General features: G+C 65.5%; 15 protein-coding genes and 1 pseudogene. 8 read left to right on the top strand and 8 right to left on the bottom strand.

Annotated elements, in window-relative coordinates:
- Position 1 precedes the first annotated feature (1 nt).
- From ACFVTG_RS10195 to ACFVTG_RS10185, 3 genes and pseudogenes are all read left to right on the top strand, one after another.
- A complete protein-coding gene (locus ACFVTG_RS10195) occupies positions 2-367 on the top strand; it encodes a DMT family transporter (RefSeq protein ID WP_390280071.1) in 366 nt (121 codons plus the stop codon).
- A gap of 69 nt (positions 368-436) precedes the next feature.
- The gene (locus tag ACFVTG_RS10190; RefSeq protein WP_390280069.1) at positions 437-1456 is read left to right on the top strand and encodes an aldo/keto reductase; all 1020 of its coding nucleotides are present in this window, start codon (positions 437-439) and stop codon (positions 1454-1456) included.
- Between the two features lie 36 nt (positions 1457-1492).
- Positions 1493-1997 (top strand): annotated as a pseudogene (locus ACFVTG_RS10185) (MBL fold metallo-hydrolase).
- Between the two features lie 2 nt (positions 1998-1999).
- On the opposite strand, the gene ACFVTG_RS10180 reads toward ACFVTG_RS10185, so the two are convergent.
- A complete protein-coding gene (locus ACFVTG_RS10180) occupies positions 2000-3733 on the bottom strand; it encodes a DEAD/DEAH box helicase (RefSeq protein ID WP_284752914.1) in 1734 nt (577 codons plus the stop codon).
- 329 nt (positions 3734-4062) lie between these two features.
- Here ACFVTG_RS10180 and ACFVTG_RS10175 point away from each other — a divergent pair, with 329 nt between their 5' ends.
- The gene (locus ACFVTG_RS10175; protein WP_390280067.1) at positions 4063-4785 is read left to right on the top strand and encodes an SAM-dependent methyltransferase; all 723 of its coding nucleotides are present in this window, start codon (positions 4063-4065) and stop codon (positions 4783-4785) included.
- Here the strand turns inward: ACFVTG_RS10175 and ACFVTG_RS10170 are convergent.
- Entirely contained in the window at positions 4782-6266 is a 1485-nt protein-coding gene (locus ACFVTG_RS10170) for an MFS transporter (protein ID WP_390280065.1), read from the bottom strand. The two genes, ACFVTG_RS10175 and ACFVTG_RS10170, sit on opposite strands and share 4 nt — an antisense overlap.
- A gap of 507 nt (positions 6267-6773) precedes the next feature.
- On the opposite strand from ACFVTG_RS10170, the gene ACFVTG_RS10165 reads away from it, so the two are divergent.
- Together ACFVTG_RS10165 and mgrA are read left to right on the top strand one after the other, a co-directional pair.
- Complete coding sequence (locus tag ACFVTG_RS10165; protein ID WP_390280063.1) at positions 6774-7676, top strand: helix-turn-helix transcriptional regulator; 903 nt, start codon at positions 6774-6776, stop codon at positions 7674-7676.
- 85 nt (positions 7677-7761) lie between these two features.
- Positions 7762-8808, top strand: coding sequence for an L-glyceraldehyde 3-phosphate reductase (gene mgrA, locus ACFVTG_RS10160; RefSeq protein WP_284752910.1), 1047 nt, complete (start codon positions 7762-7764; stop codon positions 8806-8808).
- A gap of 22 nt (positions 8809-8830) precedes the next feature.
- Here mgrA and ACFVTG_RS10155 read toward each other — a convergent pair whose 3' ends face one another.
- The gene (locus tag ACFVTG_RS10155) at positions 8831-9886 is read right to left on the bottom strand and encodes an Lrp/AsnC family transcriptional regulator (protein ID WP_284752909.1); all 1056 of its coding nucleotides are present in this window, start codon (positions 9884-9886) and stop codon (positions 8831-8833) included.
- Positions 9887-10029: 143 nt separating this feature from the next.
- Between ACFVTG_RS10155 and ACFVTG_RS10150 the strand changes: the two genes are divergently transcribed.
- Together ACFVTG_RS10150 and ACFVTG_RS10145 are read left to right on the top strand one after the other, a co-directional pair.
- Positions 10030-11250, top strand: coding sequence for a M20 family metallopeptidase (locus ACFVTG_RS10150; protein ID WP_390280061.1), 1221 nt, complete (start codon positions 10030-10032; stop codon positions 11248-11250).
- Between the two features lie 27 nt (positions 11251-11277).
- Positions 11278-12570: an MFS transporter gene (locus tag ACFVTG_RS10145; protein WP_390280059.1), complete on the top strand. Its 1293-nt coding sequence runs from the start codon at positions 11278-11280 to the stop codon at positions 12568-12570.
- 95 nt (positions 12571-12665) lie between these two features.
- Here the strand turns inward: ACFVTG_RS10145 and ACFVTG_RS10140 are convergent, their stop codons facing one another.
- From ACFVTG_RS10140 to ACFVTG_RS10120, 5 genes are read right to left on the bottom strand one after another with little or no spacing between them, the layout of a single operon-like run.
- Positions 12666-14153, bottom strand: coding sequence for a carboxyl transferase domain-containing protein (locus ACFVTG_RS10140; RefSeq protein ID WP_390280057.1), 1488 nt, complete (start codon positions 14151-14153; stop codon positions 12666-12668).
- Positions 14150-15409, bottom strand: coding sequence for a CaiB/BaiF CoA transferase family protein (locus tag ACFVTG_RS10135; protein ID WP_390280055.1), 1260 nt, complete (start codon positions 15407-15409; stop codon positions 14150-14152). Before ACFVTG_RS10135 ends, ACFVTG_RS10140 begins: the two co-directional genes overlap by 4 nt.
- Positions 15406-16884 (bottom strand): sodium:solute symporter family protein, encoded by a 1479-nt coding sequence (locus tag ACFVTG_RS10130; protein ID WP_284752904.1) that lies wholly within the window; start codon positions 16882-16884, stop codon positions 15406-15408. Before ACFVTG_RS10130 ends, ACFVTG_RS10135 begins: the two co-directional genes overlap by 4 nt.
- Complete coding sequence (locus ACFVTG_RS10125) at positions 16884-17198, bottom strand: hypothetical protein (protein WP_390280052.1); 315 nt, start codon at positions 17196-17198, stop codon at positions 16884-16886. Before ACFVTG_RS10125 ends, ACFVTG_RS10130 begins: the two co-directional genes overlap by 1 nt.
- Positions 17195-18634, bottom strand: coding sequence for an amidase family protein (locus ACFVTG_RS10120; protein WP_390280050.1), 1440 nt, complete (start codon positions 18632-18634; stop codon positions 17195-17197). Before ACFVTG_RS10120 ends, ACFVTG_RS10125 begins: the two co-directional genes overlap by 4 nt.
- Between the last annotated feature and the right edge of the window lie 95 nt (positions 18635-18729).

Below are 18729 nucleotides of genomic sequence, written 5' to 3'. Positions count from 1 at the left end.
GATGAACGCCAAGTTTGCATGGGCCGTTCTGCTGGCCTCCGCCGTGCTCGAAGCTGTGTGGGCGACGGCCCTCGGCCTGTCCGACGGATTCAGCCAAGCCGTCCCCACCGTGGTCTTCGCCGTCACCGCGACCCTCAGCATGATCGGCCTCGGCATCGCGGTGAAGTGGATTCCGCTGGGCACGGCCTACGCCGTCTGGGTCGGGATCGGCGCGGCGCTGACGGTCGGCTGGGCGATGGCCACCGGCGTCGAACCAGCCAGCCCGCTCAAGCTGCTATTCATCGCGGGAATCGTGGGTTGCGCAGCCGGGTTGAAGGCCCTTCCCACGGAGAAGCGTGAAGAAGTGGCCGAGCCCGCCCGGCGATGAGCGCGGAATACTCCCCCGCCCGACGGAGTTGCCAGCAGTGAGACGAACACTCGGCGAAGGAGAAGCACGATGAGCCCGGAAACCACGAATGTACAACTCGGCGACGGCCTGGCCGTGAGCCCCCTTGGTTTCGGCGGGATGGCATTGACCCCCGTGTATGGCGAAGTGGATCCCGCCGAATCCCTCAAGACGCTGCACCACGCCGTGGATGCCGGCATCAGCTTCATCGACACCGCGGATATTTACGGCGCGGGCGACAACGAGGAACTGATCGCAAAGCTGCTGAAGGACCGACGCGACGAGGTCCAGTTGGCCACCAAGTTCGGCATCGTGGGCAACCCGCGCGAGGGCTACACAGATGTCCGGGGAGACACCGCGTACGTGGCCCAGGCGGCGGAAGCAAGCCTCCGTCGCCTGGGCGCCGATGTCATCGACCTCTACTACATGCACCGCCGCGACCTCCGCGTTCCGATTGTGGAAACCGTGGAGGCCATGGCAGAGCTTGTCCGGGCAGGCAAAGTCCGGCACCTTGGCCTGTCTGAAGTGACAGCCGAGGAGCTGAGGGAAGCCAACGCCGTGCACCCGATAGCCGCCGTGCAGAGCGAGTGGTCAATCTGGAGCCGGGACGTTGAGCGCAACGTCGTCCCGACTGCGGCAGAGCTCGGTGTGGGCTTCGTGCCCTATTCGCCGCTTGGCCGGGGCTTCCTCACCGGAACCGTCAGCGCCGATCAACTCGGCGAGAACGATTTCCGGCACCGCATCCCCCGTTTTGCGGACGACGCACTCGACGCCAACCAGGCGGTTGTTGCCGCGGTGCGTGCCGTGGCCGCCGAGCTGTCCGAGAGCACCGGCCGGGATGCAACTCCCGCCCAGGTAGCTCTGGCTTGGCTTTTCGCCAAGGGCCGCCGCCTTGAGCTCAGCGTGGTCCCCATCCCCGGCACGCGCAAAGCGCAACGGATCGATGAGAACCTGGGTGCCTTGTCGCTCGAGTTGAGTGCCGCCCAACTGGACGTGCTCGACGGCGCCGCGGACGCCGTCGTCGGCTCACGGTCCGCGGATCCCACCTGGGTTTCGCAGGGCCGCGAGTAGTCGGTGAGCCGCAGGCGGCTTCCGTAGAGTGGACGAATGGACTCACTCATTCATTCACTGCGTGATATCACCATCCGGCGAATCTCGGTCAGCGAGATGAACAACAACGTGTACCTGCTCACCGCAAAGGCAAGCGGCGCGCAGCTCCTGATCGACGCCGCGGACGACCTTCCGGCGGTCCAAGCAATGCTTGCGGAGTCGGTCGCCGACGCCGCATCGCCGCCGAAACTGGCCCTCATCGCCACCACCCACCAGCATTGGGACCACGTCCGTGCGCTCCCCGGGTTGGTGGAAGCTACGGGCGCGAAGACCTCGGCCGGAGTGGACGACGCCGACGCGCTGCCTGTGCCCGTGGATGTTCCGCTGCACCATGGCGATGTGGGGAACTTCGACGGTTTCGACATCACCGCGGTGCACTTGCGCGGCCACACTCCGGGTTCGATCGCCTACGTGTACCTGGACCCGGAAGGGCCATGGAGATCCGACCACACTCGGTGCGGAGCGGCCACACCTTGCGGAATGGCGCGAGCGCGGGTGGTAACCTTAGCGGCCGCGGCGCTCGTTCGACGCGGGAGCCGAGGCACGGCGCGGGCCGCTGCGGGCCGGACGGCCGGAACCCGAGTTGCCTGAGCCAGAGCCGTACGAGCCGCCGGAGTTGCCGCCCGTGTTCGAGGACCACACAGCCTTGTTGCCACTGCTGCGCGTTGAGGTTGCGGACTCGGTGCGCGGAGCCGACGCCGAGCGGTTGCCAGCGGCAGCACGCTGACCTGTCGCCGGACGGCCGCTGCGACCACCCTGCGCACCTTGGCCACGAGCACCAGGAACGTCGTTGCGGTGACCGGCTGCTGCGTTGCCGCGTCCACGTGAGCTGCGGGCGACGTCGTCGTTCGCGGCTGCGCGGCGCTCGGCGCGGTTGATGTCGGTGCGTACGGGCTCGGCCGAAACCTTGCCGCGGCCACCGCGACCACCACGGCCACCCGCAGTGGGTGCAGCCTGTGTGGAGCGACGGGCGCGTTTGCGCTGGGCATTGGCACCTGTGGAGGTACCGCCGCCCGGCTGCTGGGTCTTCGCTGCGAGCAATGCCGCACGGGTGCGCGGGTCAACCTTGTCGGCGACCTCGCCCACGAGCTCGGCAACCAGCGGGGAGTTGGCCGTGACGCGTTCGAACGAAACGTCGACGCCGGCAGCCTTCATGAGCTTCTTGACGTCGGACTGCTGCTCGGGGAGCGTCAGCGTGACCACAGTGCCGTCGGAACCTGCGCGGGCCGTACGGCCGGAGCGGTGCAGATAAGCCTTGTGCTCTGTGGGCGGGTCAACGTGGATGACGAGTTCGACGTCGTCTACGTGCACGCCGCGGGCAGCGACGTCGGTGGCCACCAGGACCCGGACCTCACCGCTGGAAAACTCGGCGAGGTTGCGGTCACGGGCATTCTGCGACAGGTTGCCGTGAAGGTCGACAGCGGGGATACCGCAGTCGGTGAGGGTCTTGGCGAGCTTGCGTGCGTGGTGCTTGGTCCGCATGAAGAGGACGCGGCGGCCGGCGCCGGAGGCCAGCTCCACGATCAGCTGCTTCTTGACGGTCTGGTCGTTGACCACCAGGACGTGGTGCTCCATGGTGGTCACCGCGGCCTGCGGGTCGTCCACGGAGTGGGTCAGCGGGTTGGACAGGTAACGGTTGACCAGCTTGTCAACACCGTTGTCCAACGTCGCGGAGAAGAGCAGGCGCTGGCCCTGGGTGGGGGTCATGTCCATGAGCTTCTTGACCACCGGGAGGAAGCCGAGATCGGCCATGTGGTCGGCCTCGTCCAGCACGGTGATCTCGACGGCTTCGAGGGTCAGGATGCGCTGGCGGATGAGGTCCTCAAGGCGGCCCGGGCAGGCGATGACGATGTCGACGCCGGCGCGCAGCGCCTTTTCCTGGCGGGCCTGGGAGATGCCACCGTAGATGACCGTGGTGTTCAGGCCCATGGCCTTGGCCATCGGTTCGATGGTGGCGTTGATCTGTGTGGCCAGCTCGCGGGTCGGCGCGAGGACCAGTCCCATGGGGCGGCCGGGCTTGCGGAAGTGCTTGGCTTCGCGCTCGGCGAGACGTGCCACGAGCGGGATAGCGAAAGCGATGGTCTTGCCGGAGCCGGTGCGGCCACGGCCCAGGACGTCGCGGCCAGCGAGCGTATCCGGGAGGGTCTTGACCTGGATGGGGAAAGCCTCTTCGATGCCATCTGCAGCGAGGGACTCGGCGATGGCCTTGGGCGTGCCAAGGGCAGCAAAAGTAGTCATGTGTTTCGGGTCTTTCTGGCGGTGTCCAACGGACATCGTCCCCCGACGCCGGTTGGGCCAAGGGTTCGCCGAGGAAAAAGTCAGTGATCGACCGGTAGGCAATAAGCCGTGGCCGGGACCAGAGAAAACGCGTTCATCGACGCAGGATGTGCCTCTCACATGAAAAAAGCCCACTTCCCAAGTTTGGAACTACGCCAAATTCGGGGACTAAGCGGGCATCACTGCACATCAAGTAGATCCATTCTAGCATCCGCGAGCAGCCCACCCTTCCACAGGGGTCTTCTGGCCTGGCCGTTGCCTCGCGGCGCACGTCAGGGCAGGCTTGAGCCATGACGCACCAGCACGACGGCGGAGCCCACCTTCACAGCGAAATCCACGACAGCGGAGCCCACCTTCACAGCAACCCCGACCAGGACGCCGACCCGGCGCAGTTTTGGGACGAGGTCTACCGGGAGAAGGCGAAGAGGTGGAGCGGTAATCCCAATCCGCAGCTGATCGCCGAAGCCAAGCGACTGGCTCCCGGCACCGCCCTGGACCTGGGCTGCGGAGAGGGCGCGGACGCCATCTGGCTCGCCGAGCATGGCTGGTCGGTGACCGCGGTGGACGTCTCCGCCGTCGCGCTTGAACGGGCAGAAGCCCACGCCGAAGACGTCGGGCTACAGGGCCGGATCACGTGGCTGCAACGGAACTTCGGCTCGTGGCACCCTGAAGGGGGCTTCGACTTGGTGTCCTCCCAATTCCTACACTCTCCGCTTCTTCCGTGGCGCGATTCCCTTGCCTCTGCCGCGGCAGCGGTGGCTCCCGGCGGCGCTTTGCTGGTGGTCGGGCATCATCCGGATGGCCTGACTCCGTGGAGCGGGCACAAGGATATGAAGGACAAATTCTTCACTCCCGAGGACTTGGTGGAGGCGCTCACGCGCGGCCCGGGCTCGTGGAGGATCAATGTTGCCGATTCCAGGGAGCGCGGGGTGACGGGCCCTGAGGGCCAGCACGCCACCACCATCGACAGCGTGCTCCGGGCCACCCGGACGTCCGAGGCCCGCACGCCCTAGGCCCGCACGTCGTCCGCCTCCGCGGCGGGGTGGGCCTCCGCGTCCCCCACACGTTCAGCGCCCGAAGAGCGCCGAACGGCAACCCGCGGCGAAATGATGAGTCCGACTATGGCGATGCTCGACGTCAGTACGAACACCCCCGCGAACGAGCCCGCCGTCGTCGTCAGCGCACTGAAGACGAGACCCGTCACGGCGAGCGAGAGGGCGCCGCCGAGGGAATCGGCGATGGACATTGCAGAACTGTTGAAGCCTTGATCCACCGGCTTGGAGAGTGCCAGGGTCATGACGCTCAACCGCGGGTACATCAGGCCCATCCCGGCGCCCGCGAACAGCCAGCCCGCAATCGCCACTGCGGCGGGCCACGAAAACACCGTGGTCACGAGGACGATTGCCACCGAACCGAGCACCAGCGCAGACCCGATCTTGATTGCAAGGGCATTGCCAAGCCGGGAACCCATGCGGCCCTGGACGGCGGATGCCCCTGCCCAGGCGATCGCCGATCCCGTCAGCGCGAGTCCGGCAAATGCCGGAGAGAACGAGTATCGCTCCGTGAGAAGGTACGGCACGTAAACCTCGGTACCGAAGAAGGCTGCGGAAGCAACGCCTCGCATCAAAATGACGCTCGGCAATCCGCGGTGCGCGCCGAGCGTGCCGTGCGGAACCAGCGGCCGCACTGCCAGCATTGCGATGACGAGCGCGACGGCGGCAATCACCCAGCCGACGCCGGGCACCTGCCCGGAGAGGTTCAGGCCGAGAACCGCAAGGGCTGCGAGCGCGGCCCATCCCATGCGGCCGAATGCCCAGGGAACGTTGGCGCCCTCAGGCTTTGCCTCACCGGCGGCCTCCTTCGGGGAGTCCGCTTTCGGTGAGCCTGCCTCCCGTGGGTCCGGCGTGGAACGCATGCCCCGCATGGCGGGGAGGATCATTGCCAAGGCCGGAACAACGAGGCCCACGACGCCGAGGAACACCCAGTGCCAGCTGCTCAACTGGGCAACCACGCCGGCGGCGAAGGGACCAATCATCGAAGGAATGACCCAAGCCGCCGAGAACGCGGCAAAGACCTGGGCATGCAATCGGGCGGGGTACACCCGGGCGATCACCACATACAGCGCCACGGTCATCGCGCCTCCGCCGAGGCCTTGGACGAGCCTGCCGGCCACGAGCATCGGCATGGAAACCGCGGTACCGGCGATGAATAGCCCGGCCGCGAACAGCGCCACGGATGCGTACAGCGGGGCGGCCGGACCACGCCTGTCCGCCCAGTTTCCTGCGGCGACCATGCCGATCACACCCGTGGCGAGCGGCCCGGCGAACGCCAATGCATAGAGTCCGGCACCGTCCAGCTCGCGGCTCACTAGCGGCATGATGGTGGTGACGGCCATTGATTCGAAAGCTGCCAGGAAGACCAACGCGCAGGCACCTGCTGTCGCCAGGAGATAGGGGCGTTGCAGTATGCCGGCTGTCGCGTCGTGGCTTGTCATCATCCCAGCCTAGAACTACGGTCGCGTTTATACAGTCGTGTTTATTTTGTGTCCCGTCGGCGTCTTTGACAGCTCAATCGCCCATGCTGCTCGGTGTAGAACGCTGGCCAGCGTCGCCTGGAGACGGACCAGTCGCCTGCGGGTGCGTCCGGGTGGTCGTGGAGCGATAACGGGGGCATTGGGCAATGCGCTGAGTGCTTCATGGTTGATGGAGTTGACGACTACGCAAGCCATCATGAGGGAAAAATCCATGGTTCTCTTCTGTCGTTTGTTGCACCGAAATGCCCGTTCTTGCCTGGCATCTTTCGGGTCGCGGTTTCTTTCGGGTGGCGGTTAGTGGGTTTCTGGAGCGATTCATCCGGAAACCGGTTTCGTCGAGTCCCTGCAGACGACGTTATGCGGCGCCGGGAACCATGTCAGCAGCTGTGCCGCTCCCTGGTTTTCCTAGGACTGAGCGACCTACCTTCCCTATGGAAAGCCCGAATCCGGCGGCGGAGAATTGAAGGCATGGGTCAGAGTGCAGAGTTTGGAAAATTCCTGAAGGCAATGCGGTCACGGCTGACGCCCGAGCAGGCCGGAATCAGCGCCAGTTCCGGTGCCCGCAGGGTCCCGGGTCTGCGCCGTGAAGAGATCGCCCGGCTTGCTGATGTGAGTACCGACTATTACACAAGGCTGGAGCAGGGCCGCAACATCCACCCCTCCCGATCGGTGCTTGACTCCGTGGCGCGGGCGCTGCACTTGGATCCGGGCGAGCATGCGCACATGATGGACCTCTTGCAGAATTGCGCATTGTCCGAGCGTCCGCCCGTTTCCGGGCAGCGAGTACGGCCTGCCCTGCACCAGCTTCTCGACGCCGTGGGCAATGTGCCCGCCCTTATCCTCGGCCGACGCACTGATGTTCTGGCCGGAAACCGTCTCGCCATCCTCCTGCTTGCCGATTTCCCCGCGATGCCCCCAACGGAACGGAACCTGACCCGGTGGATCATGCTGGATCCGCTCGCACAATCGCTCTTCCGGGATTGGAAGACTGTGGCATCTGATGCAGTGGGGTCCCTTCGCGTGGACATCGGGCGCCACCCCAACGACGCGCAGGCAAGTCAACTCGTTGGCGAACTCGCGGTGTCCAGCGAGCACTTCCGCAAGTGGTGGGCAGGGCACCGGGTGGCAAAAGCATCGGCGAGCATTGTTCGGCTCCACCACCCCGTCGTCGGGGACTTGGAATTGAACGTCGAAGACCTCACACTGCCCGACGATCCGGATCAGACGCTAAGGGTGTATTCCGCCCCGCCGGGTTCCTCGTCAGCGGATTCACTCGCGTTGCTCGGCAGCTTCGGCGCCGGAACGGGCACTCCTGAAGCTGCACAAGCAGCCGAAGAAAGACGCGGGTCCGACGCCAGCAAAACCCCCTGAACAAACGCCTGCACATAAGCCCCGGGTCCGATGTCCCGCGCCCGATGTCCCCTCTCCATCTCCGTATCCAAGGGAAATTAGATTGATGAATTACAACCCCACGCAGGACCGCTATGCTTCGATGCCGTACCGAAGGGTGGGGCGAAGCGGTCTGAAACTTCCGGCGGTCTCACTGGGCCTCTGGCATAACTTCGGCGACGACAAGCCCTTTGAGACACAGCGTGCCATCCTTCGCCGCGCTTTCGACCTCGGAGTCACACACTTCGATCTCGCCAATAACTACGGTCCGCCCGGTGGCAGTGCCGAAACGAATTTCGGCCGGCACCTCAGAGACGACTTCAAGCCGTACCGCGACGAACTCGTCGTCTCGACCAAAGCTGGATACCACATGTGGCCCGGCCCGTACGGGGAATGGGGATCCAGGAAATACCTGCTCTCAAGCCTGGACCAGTCTCTCGAGCGCATGGGCCTGGACTACGTGGATATCTTCTACAGCCACCGCCCGGACCCCAACACTCCCCTTGAGGAGACCATGGGAGCGCTCGACACCGCGGTTCGATCTGGCAGGGCGCTGTACGCGGGCATTTCCTCATACTCCCCGGAGAAGACCCTCGAAGCAGCTGCCATCCTCCAGGACCTTGGAACACCATTGCTGATCCACCAGCCCTCGTACTCAATGCTCAACCGCTGGACCGAACACGGCTCCCCCAACTTGTTCGAAACCCTTGAGCAGGTGGGCGCAGGAGCCATCGCGTTCTCGCCCCTTGCGCAAGGATTGCTGACCTCCAGATACCTGCAGGGCGTCCCGGAGGACTCCCGCGCGGCCGCGGGCAAGTCGCTCGTGGACACCCAGCTCTCGGAGGAGAACCTGGCCCGGATACGGGGCCTCAATGAGATCGCGGCGCAGCGTGGGCAGACGCTCGCCCAGATGGCCATTGCCTGGGTGCTGCGCCCGCAGAACAAGGGAATCCCGGTCACATCGGCTCTGATCGGCGCCAGCAGTGTCCGGCAACTGGAGGACAATTTGGCGGCAACCTCAGGTCCCGACTTCACCAACGACGAGTTGGACAATATTGACCAATTCGCCGTCGAATCGGACATCAACCTTTGGGCCAAGGCCCTCCAGGCCTAGCTGTCCTACCCGGCACGGCGAGTCACGCCGTCGTCGTCCATTCGATCGCGGGGAGCAGTCCGCCGGCGGCGGTGGGTACGACGGCGCCCGTCGCCGTCGAGTCCGGGTTCAGCATCCACCCGACTCGCTTGGCCGTGCTCAGCATCACGACGCTTTCAACCAGTTCGATCCTCGGGATGCGCTGCTGGATGGCGAGTTCCATCTCCATGACCTCAGCCAGCGAGCGCAGCCACATGATGATCACAAAGTTGGTACTGCCAGTGGTGGAGGCCGTGAACCTGACGTTCCTGACGGCCCGTAGTTCGGCGGCCGCGGCCTCGTGCTGGCCTGCTGGAACGTTCGCGAACCACTGGCACGTCATGGGATAGCCCGAGAATTGCTGGGCGATTTCGCAGCGGAAGGACAGCATCCGGCTCGCGAGCACCCGGCCTAGCTGCCGCTGCACCGTGGCTGGGTGCCGTCCCAGGGCGCGAGCGATCTCCGCGGCGGAGGCCCTTCCGTCCCGGGCGAGGAACGGAAAGAGTGCCATATGGCTCTCCGGCAGCGGGGTGACCTGGGCGTAGGGGGCGGACGGATTGAGCGCTTCCGGCCCGGCGAGGGCGCGCAGCGCCTGCTGCTCCGCCCTGCTCAGGACGTTGAGCCGCCACGCATAGCCGCTCGTGTGGATCCGGGTGCAGAGCGAGGTCCGGTACTTGGTGAGCCCCCGGATTTCCTTGAGCTGGGGCAATAGCCGGCTGCTGAACTCCCCCAGGTCCTGGGTGATCACGGTCAGCATGAGGTCCCGGTTGCTGGCGGCCTCCTCAACCGTGATGATCTCCGGGATGGCAGCGAGCGCGGCCGTGACCTCGGGCCGGAGGTGCATTTCGCAGTCCACGTCCAACAGGGCAAGGCAGGCATGCTTGGGGTCCCCCATGAGGTGCGCCGTGGTCCAAGCGGCTCCGGATTCGCGCAAGCGGTCCCATCGGGAGGCCAACGTGGTGGCATGGACGCCCAGGACCTCAGCGGCGTCGGACCAACTGATCCGCGGCGAGATCTGGAGGGCGTTGATCAACCGGAGGTCCTCTTCACTGAGCTCCATCAGCGATCCCTTCCTAAATGATGCGTGATTCCTGTTAATTCTGGCACAATCGTGAATTTTTTCAGGGCTTTGGAAGATTGTGAGGCTAGTCACTCCACAATGGCTATGGATACCTACCAATCGTTCAGGAAACAGGAGAACAGATGTCGATCGCCTCAGACGCCAAAGAGATGCAGGGAGAAATCGCCCGGTTCCGCCACGAGCTCCATCAGGAACCGGAAATCGGCCTGGACCTCCCGCGCACCCAGGAAAAGGTGCTCAAGGCGCTCGACGGACTCCCGTACGAAATCACCCTTGGCGAGAGCACGACGTCGGTCACCGCGGTCTTGCGCGGCGGCGCGGCGCACGCTTCAGCGGACAAGCCAACTGTGTTGCTCCGCGCCGACATGGACGGCCTTCCCGTCCAGGAGCGCACCGGCGTCGAGTTCTCCTCGAAGATCGACGGCGCTATGCACGCCTGCGGCCACGACCTGCACACGTCCATGCTCGCCGGAGCGGCAACCCTCTTGGCCGAGCGACGCGATCAGTTGGCGGGCGACGTCGTCCTGATGTTCCAGCCGGGCGAAGAAGGCTTCGACGGCGCGGGCCACATGATCCGCGAAGGCGTCCTGGACGCCGCAGGCCGCCGTGTTGACGCCGCGTACGGCATGCATGTCTTCTCATCCTTGGAGCCGTACGGCCAGTTCTGCACCAAGCCGGGCGTCATGATGAGCGCCTCGGACGGACTCTTCGTCACGGTCCTCGGTGCCGGCGGCCATGGCTCGGCGCCGCATGCGGCAAAGGACCCCGTGACCGCGGCCGCGGAAATGGTGACGGCCCTGCAGGTCATGATCACGCGGCAGTTCAACATGTTCGATCCCGTAGTACTGACGGTTGGCGTGCTGCAGGCAGGTACCAAGCGCAATGTCATCCCCGAATCCGCGCGCTTCGAAGCCACCATCCGCACGTTCTCGGAAGCCTCCCGCAACCGGATGATGACCGCGATTCCGCAGCTTCTCAAGGGCATTGCCTCAGCGCACGGCCTGGAGGTGGACGTCGACTACCGCGGCGAATACCCCATGACCGTCACTGACGAGGACGAGACCCACACGGCCGAGAACGTCATCTCGGACATGTTCGGCGATTCCCGGCTCTCCCGCTGGGCCACGCCGATGAGCGGCTCGGAGGATTTCTCCCGGGTCCTGGCCGAGGTTCCGGGAACCTTCGTGGGCCTCAGCGCCGTGCCGCGGGGCGTGGACCACACCACCTCACCGTTCAACCACTCCCCTTACGCCACGTTCGACGACGGCGTCCTGTCCGATGGTGCGGCGCTCTACGCAGAGCTCGCGGTCTCCCGCATCGCCACCCTCGCCGCCGCCAACTAACCACCACCCCAAACCTTGGAGCAAGACATGACCGCAACCGTAGGCGCTTCAGCCACAGCCCAGGTTCACAAGTCCCATCTGCGAACCCTCGTCGGTACCGGCATCGGCAACGCCGTCGAATGGTACGACTGGGCCATCTACGCCACGTTCTCGCCCTTCATCGCCAGCGCGCTCTTCAGCAGTGCCGACCCCACCTCCGCGGTCCTCTCCACCCTGGCGATCTTCGCCGTCGGATTCGTGGCCCGGCCGTTCGGCGGCTTCGTCTTCGGCTGGATCGGCGACCGGATCGGCCGCAAGACGTCCATGACCATCGCCGTCGGCCTCGCGGCCGTCGGAAGCCTGTTGATCGGTATCGCCCCGACATTCCAGGCCGTTGGGGCCCTGGCATCCGTCATGCTCTTGGTGGCCCGCCTCATCCAGGGCCTCGCCCACGGTGGCGAGCTGCCGTCGTCGCAAACGTATCTGTCCGAAATGGCACCCAAGGAAAAACGCGGCTTCTGGGCGACCCTCATCTACACCTCCGGCACCGCGGGCATCCTCGCCGGGACCCTGCTGGGCGCCATCCTGACCGGTGTGCTGAGCAAGGCCGACATGAACGCGTGGGGCTGGCGCGTCCCGTTCCTGGTTGGCGGCGCCCTGGGCATCTATGCCTTGGTCATGCGGGCCAAGATGAAGGAGACCGAGGCGTTCGAAGCCGAAGCACCGAAGGAAAAGCGCGAGCCCATGTGGCCGCAAATCGTCAAGTACCGCAAGCAGGCCTTGCAGGTTATCGGGCTGACCGTCGGCCTCACCGTTGTCTACTACATCTGGGGCGTCGTGGCACCGAGCTACGCGGCCAGCACGCTCAAGATGGACCGCGGCGCAGCCTTGTGGGCCGGGGTCATCGGTAACGTCGCGTTCATCGCGTCGTTGCCGTTCTGGGGCAAGCTGTCCGACCGCATCGGCCGCAAGCCCGTGCTGATCGTGAGCTCTGCCGGTGCCGCATTGCTGCACTTCCCCATGACGTGGCTCCTGAAGGATTCGCCCTGGCAGCTGGCCGTTTCGATGTCTGTGATGTTGTTTTTCATTGCCGGCAGCGCCTCGATTGTCCCGGCCGTGTACGCCGAACTGTTCCCGACCAAGATCCGCACCGTCGGTGTCGGCGTCCCGTACTCCATTTGCGTTGCGGTCTTCGGCGGGACGGCCCCGTACCTCCAGACGTGGCTCGGCAGCATCGGCCAGGCCAACCTGTTCAACGTCTACGCCGTGATCCTGCTGGCCATCGGTATCGCGTTCGCCTTCATGATCCCGGAAACCAAGGGCAAGGACCTGACGCACTAACCGCCCGCGTTCTGACCCAACTGGCTCGCAGTTAATGTCGTTTAGAGGCCTGATAACGACAACAACTGCGAGCTAGTTGGGCTTGTGGGGACGAGTTAGGTGAGCTGCGCCGAGATCTGCCGGGAGGCGGCTTCGGCGAGGCGCTTCAGGAAGCCGTCGCCTTCGCCTACCACCTCGTCCACAGCATCATCTTCGAGGAGTGCGCGCGCTCCGATCCGTTGCCGCTCGCTCAGCTCGGCCGCCAGGGACGTGTCCCCGTGCACGATGATGCTGGCACCTTCCGGCGGCAGCGGCGCGAGCCAGGCGTTCTCGGCCGCCACCGTGCGGCGGGCAGCCGCAAGAGCGAGCGCGCCGCCACCGGTCCCCTCGCCGAGGAGCACGGCAACGCTTGGCACGGTCAGTCCGAGCATTCCCGCAATGCAATCGGCGATCCCGCCCGCGATCGCGGACTCCTCGGCCCGGACCGAAAGCTCGGCCCCAGGAGTATCCACCACCGTCACGAGCGGCAGACCCAGTTCCTCCGCGAGGCGCATTCCCCGCCGCACCTGCGCCAAACCCGCCGCGTCGAGGACGTTCCCCGCCCGCTGGGCTGCGCGGTCCTGGCCAACGACGACGACCGGCCGGCCCTCGAGTTCAGCCAGCACGACGGCGGTGCTCGCCGAAGCTGCCCCTCGGCCCGTGCCGTGCAAGCGGACGAGGCGGCCGAACCCGCCGTCGAGCAGTTCCACCAGCCCGGGACGCCCAGAGTCGCGTGTCCTCAGGACGGAATCCCAACTGGACATGTCCCCCGGGTTTGGGTCCCCAGTGGACATGTCCCCCGGTCTAGGCGCAAAACCGGCGCCTTCCCACGATCCCCGGGCAGCAAGAATCCCCAGCACCTCAGCGGCAAGGTTCCTGAATCCCGGTGCGTCCAACACGGCGTCGACAGTTCCACGAGCGAGAAGATGCTCGCTCCTCTGGACGCCCTCCGGGAACGCTTGTCCGGTGAGTCCGGCGTAGACCTTGGGACCCAGGAAGCCAACGAGCGCACCCGGTTCGGCCACTGTGACGTGACCCAACGATCCCCATGAGGCGAAGACGCCGCCTGTGGTCGGGTGCCGGAGGTACGCCAGATAGGGCAGTCCAAGACGCTTGTATGCCGTGAGGGCCTCCGTGATCCGCACCATTTGCAGGAACGCGAGGGTGCCTTCCTGCATGCGGGTACCCCCTGACGCGGTAGCGGCCACGAGCGGCAGACTGCGTCGGCCTGCTTCTTCAATTGCCGCGACGATCCGCTCGGCGGCGGACGTCCCGATCGAGCCGCCGAGGAAGGCGAACTCACTGGCCAGGACGGCTACAGGAATTCCATCCAGTGTCCCCTCGCCCGTGAGCACGGACTCGTCCGCACCGCTACGGTCGCGGGCCCGGGCCAGATCCGCGAGGTAGGCAGAATCAGCGCCCGGCGGTACAGGGACCGGCCGGTCCCAATGGCGGAAACTGCCGGCGTCGAGGAACTGTTCAACAAACTCCGTCCCGCCAAGGCGGCGTTGCCGGTGTCCCGCCGGGCTCGGTTCCGGGCGCGCGGCCTCCGCGAGCGCCGTCACGACGCCCTCGAAGCAAGCAACGCGCCGCCGGGCAATGCGTCGCCGGGCAATCCTGCGCCGTCAAGCCATGCCCGGACGGCGTCGTCGTGCTCTCCGAGCCTTGGGGGTGCGGAGTGCCGCAACCTCGTGGTCTCGGTGCCGTCCTGCTGGAAGAAGCGCAGCGGCGATCCCGGGACCTCGATACGTCCCAGCGTGGGGTGCTGGAGTTCAAGCGCCAAATGCTGGCTCCGCGTCTGTTCCCAAGCAAAGACTTCGTCCAGGGAGCGGACCCGGCCGCCCGGCACCCCGGCCGCTTCAAGCCGCGCGAGCAGCTCTTCGGCGTCGGACTCCGAGAACACGGCTTCGATGGCTTCGATCAGCTCGGCCCGGTGGGCTACGCGGGACTGATTGTCGCGCCAGCGTTCGTCGTCAACGGGAAGGCTGAACTCCCCCGCAAAGCGGCGCCACAAGCCTTCGGATCCCACGGCAATCTGCACAGCACCGCCTGCACAACGGAACAGCCCATACGGCGCGATCGAGGGATGGTGGTTGCCTTGGGCCTGCGGAACCTCGCCGCCCACCGTCCAACGCGTGCCTTGGAAAGCGAGCACGCTGACGATCGAAGACAGGAGCGAGGTGCGCACTATTTGGCCACGGCCCGTGCGCTCACGTTCCAGGAGGGCCGCCAACACACCGCAGGCGCCGTGGATTCCGGCCAGGACATCGCCGATAGGTACGCCAACGCGCTGCGGGTCGCCGGGCCCCGAACCCGTGAGGGACATCAGCCCCGCTTCGCCCTGGGCAATCTGGTCGTAACCGGCGCGGTGCCCCTCGGGACCGTCGTGGCCGAAGCCACTGATCGCGAGGACCACGAGCCTCGGATTCAACTTTTCGAGGCTCGCCGGGTCGAAGCCGAGGCGGTCCAGGGTTCCCGGGCGGAAGTTCTCCACGAGGACGTCTGCCCGCCGCAGCAGTTCGCGCAACGCGGCCTTGCCTTCTGCCGCCTTGAGGTCGAGCCGGATGGACTCCTTGTTCCGGTTACACGACAGGAAGTAAGTGGACTCGCGGCCCTCCGGAGTGTCCACGAACGGCGGCCCCCAACCGCGGGTGTCATCACCGCCGTCGGGATTTTCCACCTTGATGACGCGGGCGCCAAGGTCACCGAGCATCATGCCGGCGTGTGGACCGGCAAGGGCACGGGAGAGGTCGACGACGAGCTTCCCGGCGAGCGGTCCTTTGTGGTCTTGCTTGTGGCCGGGGTATTCGGGCTGCGTCATGCTTCGACTCCCACCGTGCTGTGTCCCTCAACCGCGCTGTGTCCCGGAACCGGGCGCTCGACGTCGTCCGCTCGCTCAGCCGGAACCTGCGGAAGGCGACGGCGGCGGATAAGCTCCGCGACCGCGAGCACCACAAGGTTCGGTGCGAGGGAAATGAGGCCCGAATCGACGCCGCCCGTGGGGATGTTGCCGAAGGTAATGACGGCTACCGTGAGCGTGCCCACGATGATGCCGAGGTTGACTGGAACGGCGCCGATGCGCACCTTGCGGCCGATCGCGATGGCGACGGCGGGAGCGAGCTGCGTGAGGCCACCGTAGGTGAGCAGGAGCAGCGCTCCGATGTCCGACTTCGCGAGCCCGAACGCCAGGGCCAGTCCGACGGCGAGGGCGACCACCACGTGGTTGATCCGGAACCGCAGCTTGGGGTTCTTCACGGACAGCAGGTTGTTCGAGACAAGCGAGGAAATGCCCATTGCGATCGCGCCCGCCGGAACCATGGCGGCGGCTGCGCCGCCGATGGCGATGATCGCGATCAATGGCTCGGGCAGGGTGTGCTGGGCGATGCCCAATAGGACAAAGTTGCTCTTGGTCTTCGGATCGAGGACCAGCGTGGCGGCGATTCCGGCTGTGATCGGGATGAGCAGCAGGAACTGGTAGACCGCAAGCCATTTGACGTTGTCCCGCAGCACGGCACCGCTTTTCGCGGCAAGGACCGGCGGCCACAAGTGCGGGAAGGTGTTGAGCCCTGCGCCGATGCTTGTCACGATAACGGAGGTTACCCAGAAGGTCGCGTCGAAGCCCGGGCGGCTGATGGTGAGGTAGCTCGGGGCGGTATCCATGACCTTGGCGAAGATATCCGGGATGCCGCCAATACCCGCCACCACACCGGCCAACACGATGACCAGGGCGGCGAGCATGGCGAAGTCCTTGAAGACAGCCACTTTGGCGAGTCCCCGGATACCCGCCCAGATCACGAAGACGACCACCAGCACGCTGGCCACGGCCATGCTGTAGCCACGCGCCGATTCGCTGCCCGTAGCGAGCTGGACGATCAAGCCGAGCCCGGTGATCTGCAGCTGCAGGTACGGGATGAGGAAGACGGCACCCACGAGGGCCACGGTCTTGCCCAGGGCCTTGCTATTGAACCGGTCCTGGAAGAAGTCCGCCATGGTCAGGTAGCCGCGGTTCGCGCCGAGCTCACGCTGGCGCGGAATCACGAAGTATTGGACGATGCAGTTGATGGTCAGGTAGGCGACGGCGAAGAGCGCGGCAACGCCGCCACCGAACGCGATTCCGGCGAGGCCGAGGAAGCTGAAGGTGGTCAGCGATTCGCCCGCTTGGAGGAACCAACTGGTCCAGCGGGGCAAGTCCCGCTTGCCGACAGTCCAACTGGAGAGTTCTGTCTGGCGTCGGCGGCCCGCGATACCGAGGGCGCCGATGCCGACAATTCCGATGATGATGGCGACTGTAAGCATCAGCGGGCCCTTCTTTCGGTGATCGGGGCAGGGCTGTTGGTTGCGGCGCTTGTTGAAGCGGCGTTTGCCAAGGCGCTTTGCTCGGCTTCAAGACGATCGAGTTCGGCACCGCCTTCGCGGAGGTACGTGTGCTCCACAATCTGGAGGGCGACGATCGTGGCGACGATCATGAGGCCCATCCAGACGATCGCCGACGGGAGGCCAAGCCATAGCGTCGGCGTGGAAACGAAGGGCAGGAACGGTGTGATGATCATGCCGACGATGGGGACTGAGGCAATGGTCAATCTCTTGGGGGATGCCAGGGTAGTGCTCATAGAACTGCAGCTCCTTGGGGGCGAACGGATGAGCAGGAAGAGATCTTCTCGAAGGCGGAAGCCAGGCGGAGGAGGCGGGCGTCGCTGCCGCGCGCTCCGACCATCTGGAGGCCGACGGGAAGTCCGGCGGGGGTGAACCCGGCCGGAACCGACAGGGCAGGGAGGCCCAGCGGGGTGAACAGGTACGGGGCACGCATCCAGTCGAGGTAGTTCTGGAGCTGTTGCCCGTCGATCTCGGTGGGGTATTCGAGATCGACGTCGAACGGGACAATCTGGGAGGCAGGCGCGATAACCAGGTCGTAACGCTCAAAGAATCCGGCCGCCTTGCGGATCAGGCGGGTCATTCCTTCCTCGGCGCGGACGACGTCGCGGCCACTGAGCCGGCCACCTTCACGGATGTTTCCGGCCAGGAAATGGTTGAAGGCATCGGGCTCCGCGGCAAGCTGCTCTCCCCACATCGAGTCGAAGGAGGCTGCGCGCAGTACGCGGAACACTTGCTCGGAACCGTCGAGGTCCGGGCAGTCCAGCTCCACGTGTGCGCCGAGGGCCGCGAGTGCCGCCGCCTGCGGTTCAATGACGTCGAGTACCTCGCGGCTCACCGGGATCCGGCCGCCGAGCGTAGGGGCGAAGGCAATGCGCAGACCGGAAAAATCGGCCGGGGACGGTTCGGCGGCAAGGCTTGCTGGGCTTGCCAGGCTGGGCGGGAAAACGGAATGGGGATCATCCGGGGAAGCGCCTGTCATGACGTCGAACAAGAGCGCGGCGTCAGCCGCCGTGCGGCCCATTGGTCCGGCCACGGCCAATGGGAAGAAGACGTTGTTGCCGTCGGTGTTGGGGACCATGCCTGGAGTGGGACGCAGGCCGACCACATTGCAGAACGACGCCGGGTTGCGGAGGGAGCCGCCCATGTCGCTTCCGTCGGCGATCGGCTGGAAGCCCCCTGCCAGGGCCGCCGCAGCACCGCCGCTGCTGCCCCCGGCGGACTTGCCGGGGTCGTACGGGTTGCGCGTTGCACCGAAGACTCGGTTGAAAGTGTGGGATCCAGCGGCGAACTCGGGGACATTGGTCTTGCCCACTCGAATGGCTCCGGCGTCGAGGATGCGCTGGACGTGCAGATCATTTTCCTCCGGAACGTGGTCCCGGAAATGCGGGTGCCCGAAAGTGGTGCGCATCCCCGCCGTATTCGCGGTGTCCTTGAAGCTGATGGGCAAGCCGTGGAGTGGCCCAATCGGCTCCCCGGCCATGATCTTGCGATCGGCTTCCGCTGCGGCCGCCCTGGCGCCCTCTTCGTCGAGGGTCACCACCGCGTTGATCAAGGGGTTGAGCTTGTCGATCTGTTCCAGGTGCGCGTCAAGAACCTCGGTGGCAGACACCTCCCGGGAACGCAGGAGCCCAGCGAGCTCCACTGCCCCACGGTAAATCAAGTCGTTTGTCATGATTCATATTGCCTTCATATAGTTTCCTTTTGAGTCACTTCTTTGTCTCAAGTGGAATTAATGAACCACAATAGTGGGACGAATCACATTTGGCT

The sequence above is a fragment of the Arthrobacter sp. NPDC058127 genome, assembly GCF_042884555.1.
Lineage (GTDB): Bacteria > Actinomycetota > Actinomycetes > Actinomycetales > Micrococcaceae > Arthrobacter.
The sequence above is the reverse complement of the archived record's forward strand: the minus strand, read 5'-3'. Positions and strand labels throughout refer to the sequence as shown.

Excerpts from the sequence above, each read along its gene's own strand:
- ACFVTG_RS10195 (WP_390280071.1), top strand. The coding sequence starts at position 2 with ATGAACGCCAAGTTTGCATGGGCCGTTCTGCTGGCCTCCGCCGTGCTC.
- ACFVTG_RS10190 (WP_390280069.1), top strand. The coding sequence starts at position 437 with ATGAGCCCGGAAACCACGAATGTACAACTCGGCGACGGCCTGGCCGTG.
- ACFVTG_RS10180 (WP_284752914.1), bottom strand. The coding sequence starts at position 3,733 with ATGACTACTTTTGCTGCCCTTGGCACGCCCAAGGCCATCGCCGAGTCC.
- ACFVTG_RS10175 (WP_390280067.1), top strand. The coding sequence starts at position 4,063 with ATGACGCACCAGCACGACGGCGGAGCCCACCTTCACAGCGAAATCCAC.
- ACFVTG_RS10170 (WP_390280065.1), bottom strand. The coding sequence starts at position 6,266 with ATGACAAGCCACGACGCGACAGCCGGCATACTGCAACGCCCCTATCTC.
- ACFVTG_RS10165 (WP_390280063.1), top strand. The coding sequence starts at position 6,774 with ATGGGTCAGAGTGCAGAGTTTGGAAAATTCCTGAAGGCAATGCGGTCA.
- mgrA (WP_284752910.1), top strand. The coding sequence starts at position 7,762 with ATGAATTACAACCCCACGCAGGACCGCTATGCTTCGATGCCGTACCGA.
- ACFVTG_RS10155 (WP_284752909.1), bottom strand. The coding sequence starts at position 9,886 with ATGGAGCTCAGTGAAGAGGACCTCCGGTTGATCAACGCCCTCCAGATC.
- ACFVTG_RS10150 (WP_390280061.1), top strand. The coding sequence starts at position 10,030 with ATGTCGATCGCCTCAGACGCCAAAGAGATGCAGGGAGAAATCGCCCGG.
- ACFVTG_RS10145 (WP_390280059.1), top strand. The coding sequence starts at position 11,278 with ATGACCGCAACCGTAGGCGCTTCAGCCACAGCCCAGGTTCACAAGTCC.
- ACFVTG_RS10135 (WP_390280055.1), bottom strand. The coding sequence starts at position 15,409 with ATGACGCAGCCCGAATACCCCGGCCACAAGCAAGACCACAAAGGACCG.
- ACFVTG_RS10130 (WP_284752904.1), bottom strand. The coding sequence starts at position 16,884 with ATGCTTACAGTCGCCATCATCATCGGAATTGTCGGCATCGGCGCCCTC.
- ACFVTG_RS10125 (WP_390280052.1), bottom strand. The coding sequence starts at position 17,198 with ATGAGCACTACCCTGGCATCCCCCAAGAGATTGACCATTGCCTCAGTC.
- ACFVTG_RS10120 (WP_390280050.1), bottom strand. The coding sequence starts at position 18,634 with ATGACAAACGACTTGATTTACCGTGGGGCAGTGGAGCTCGCTGGGCTC.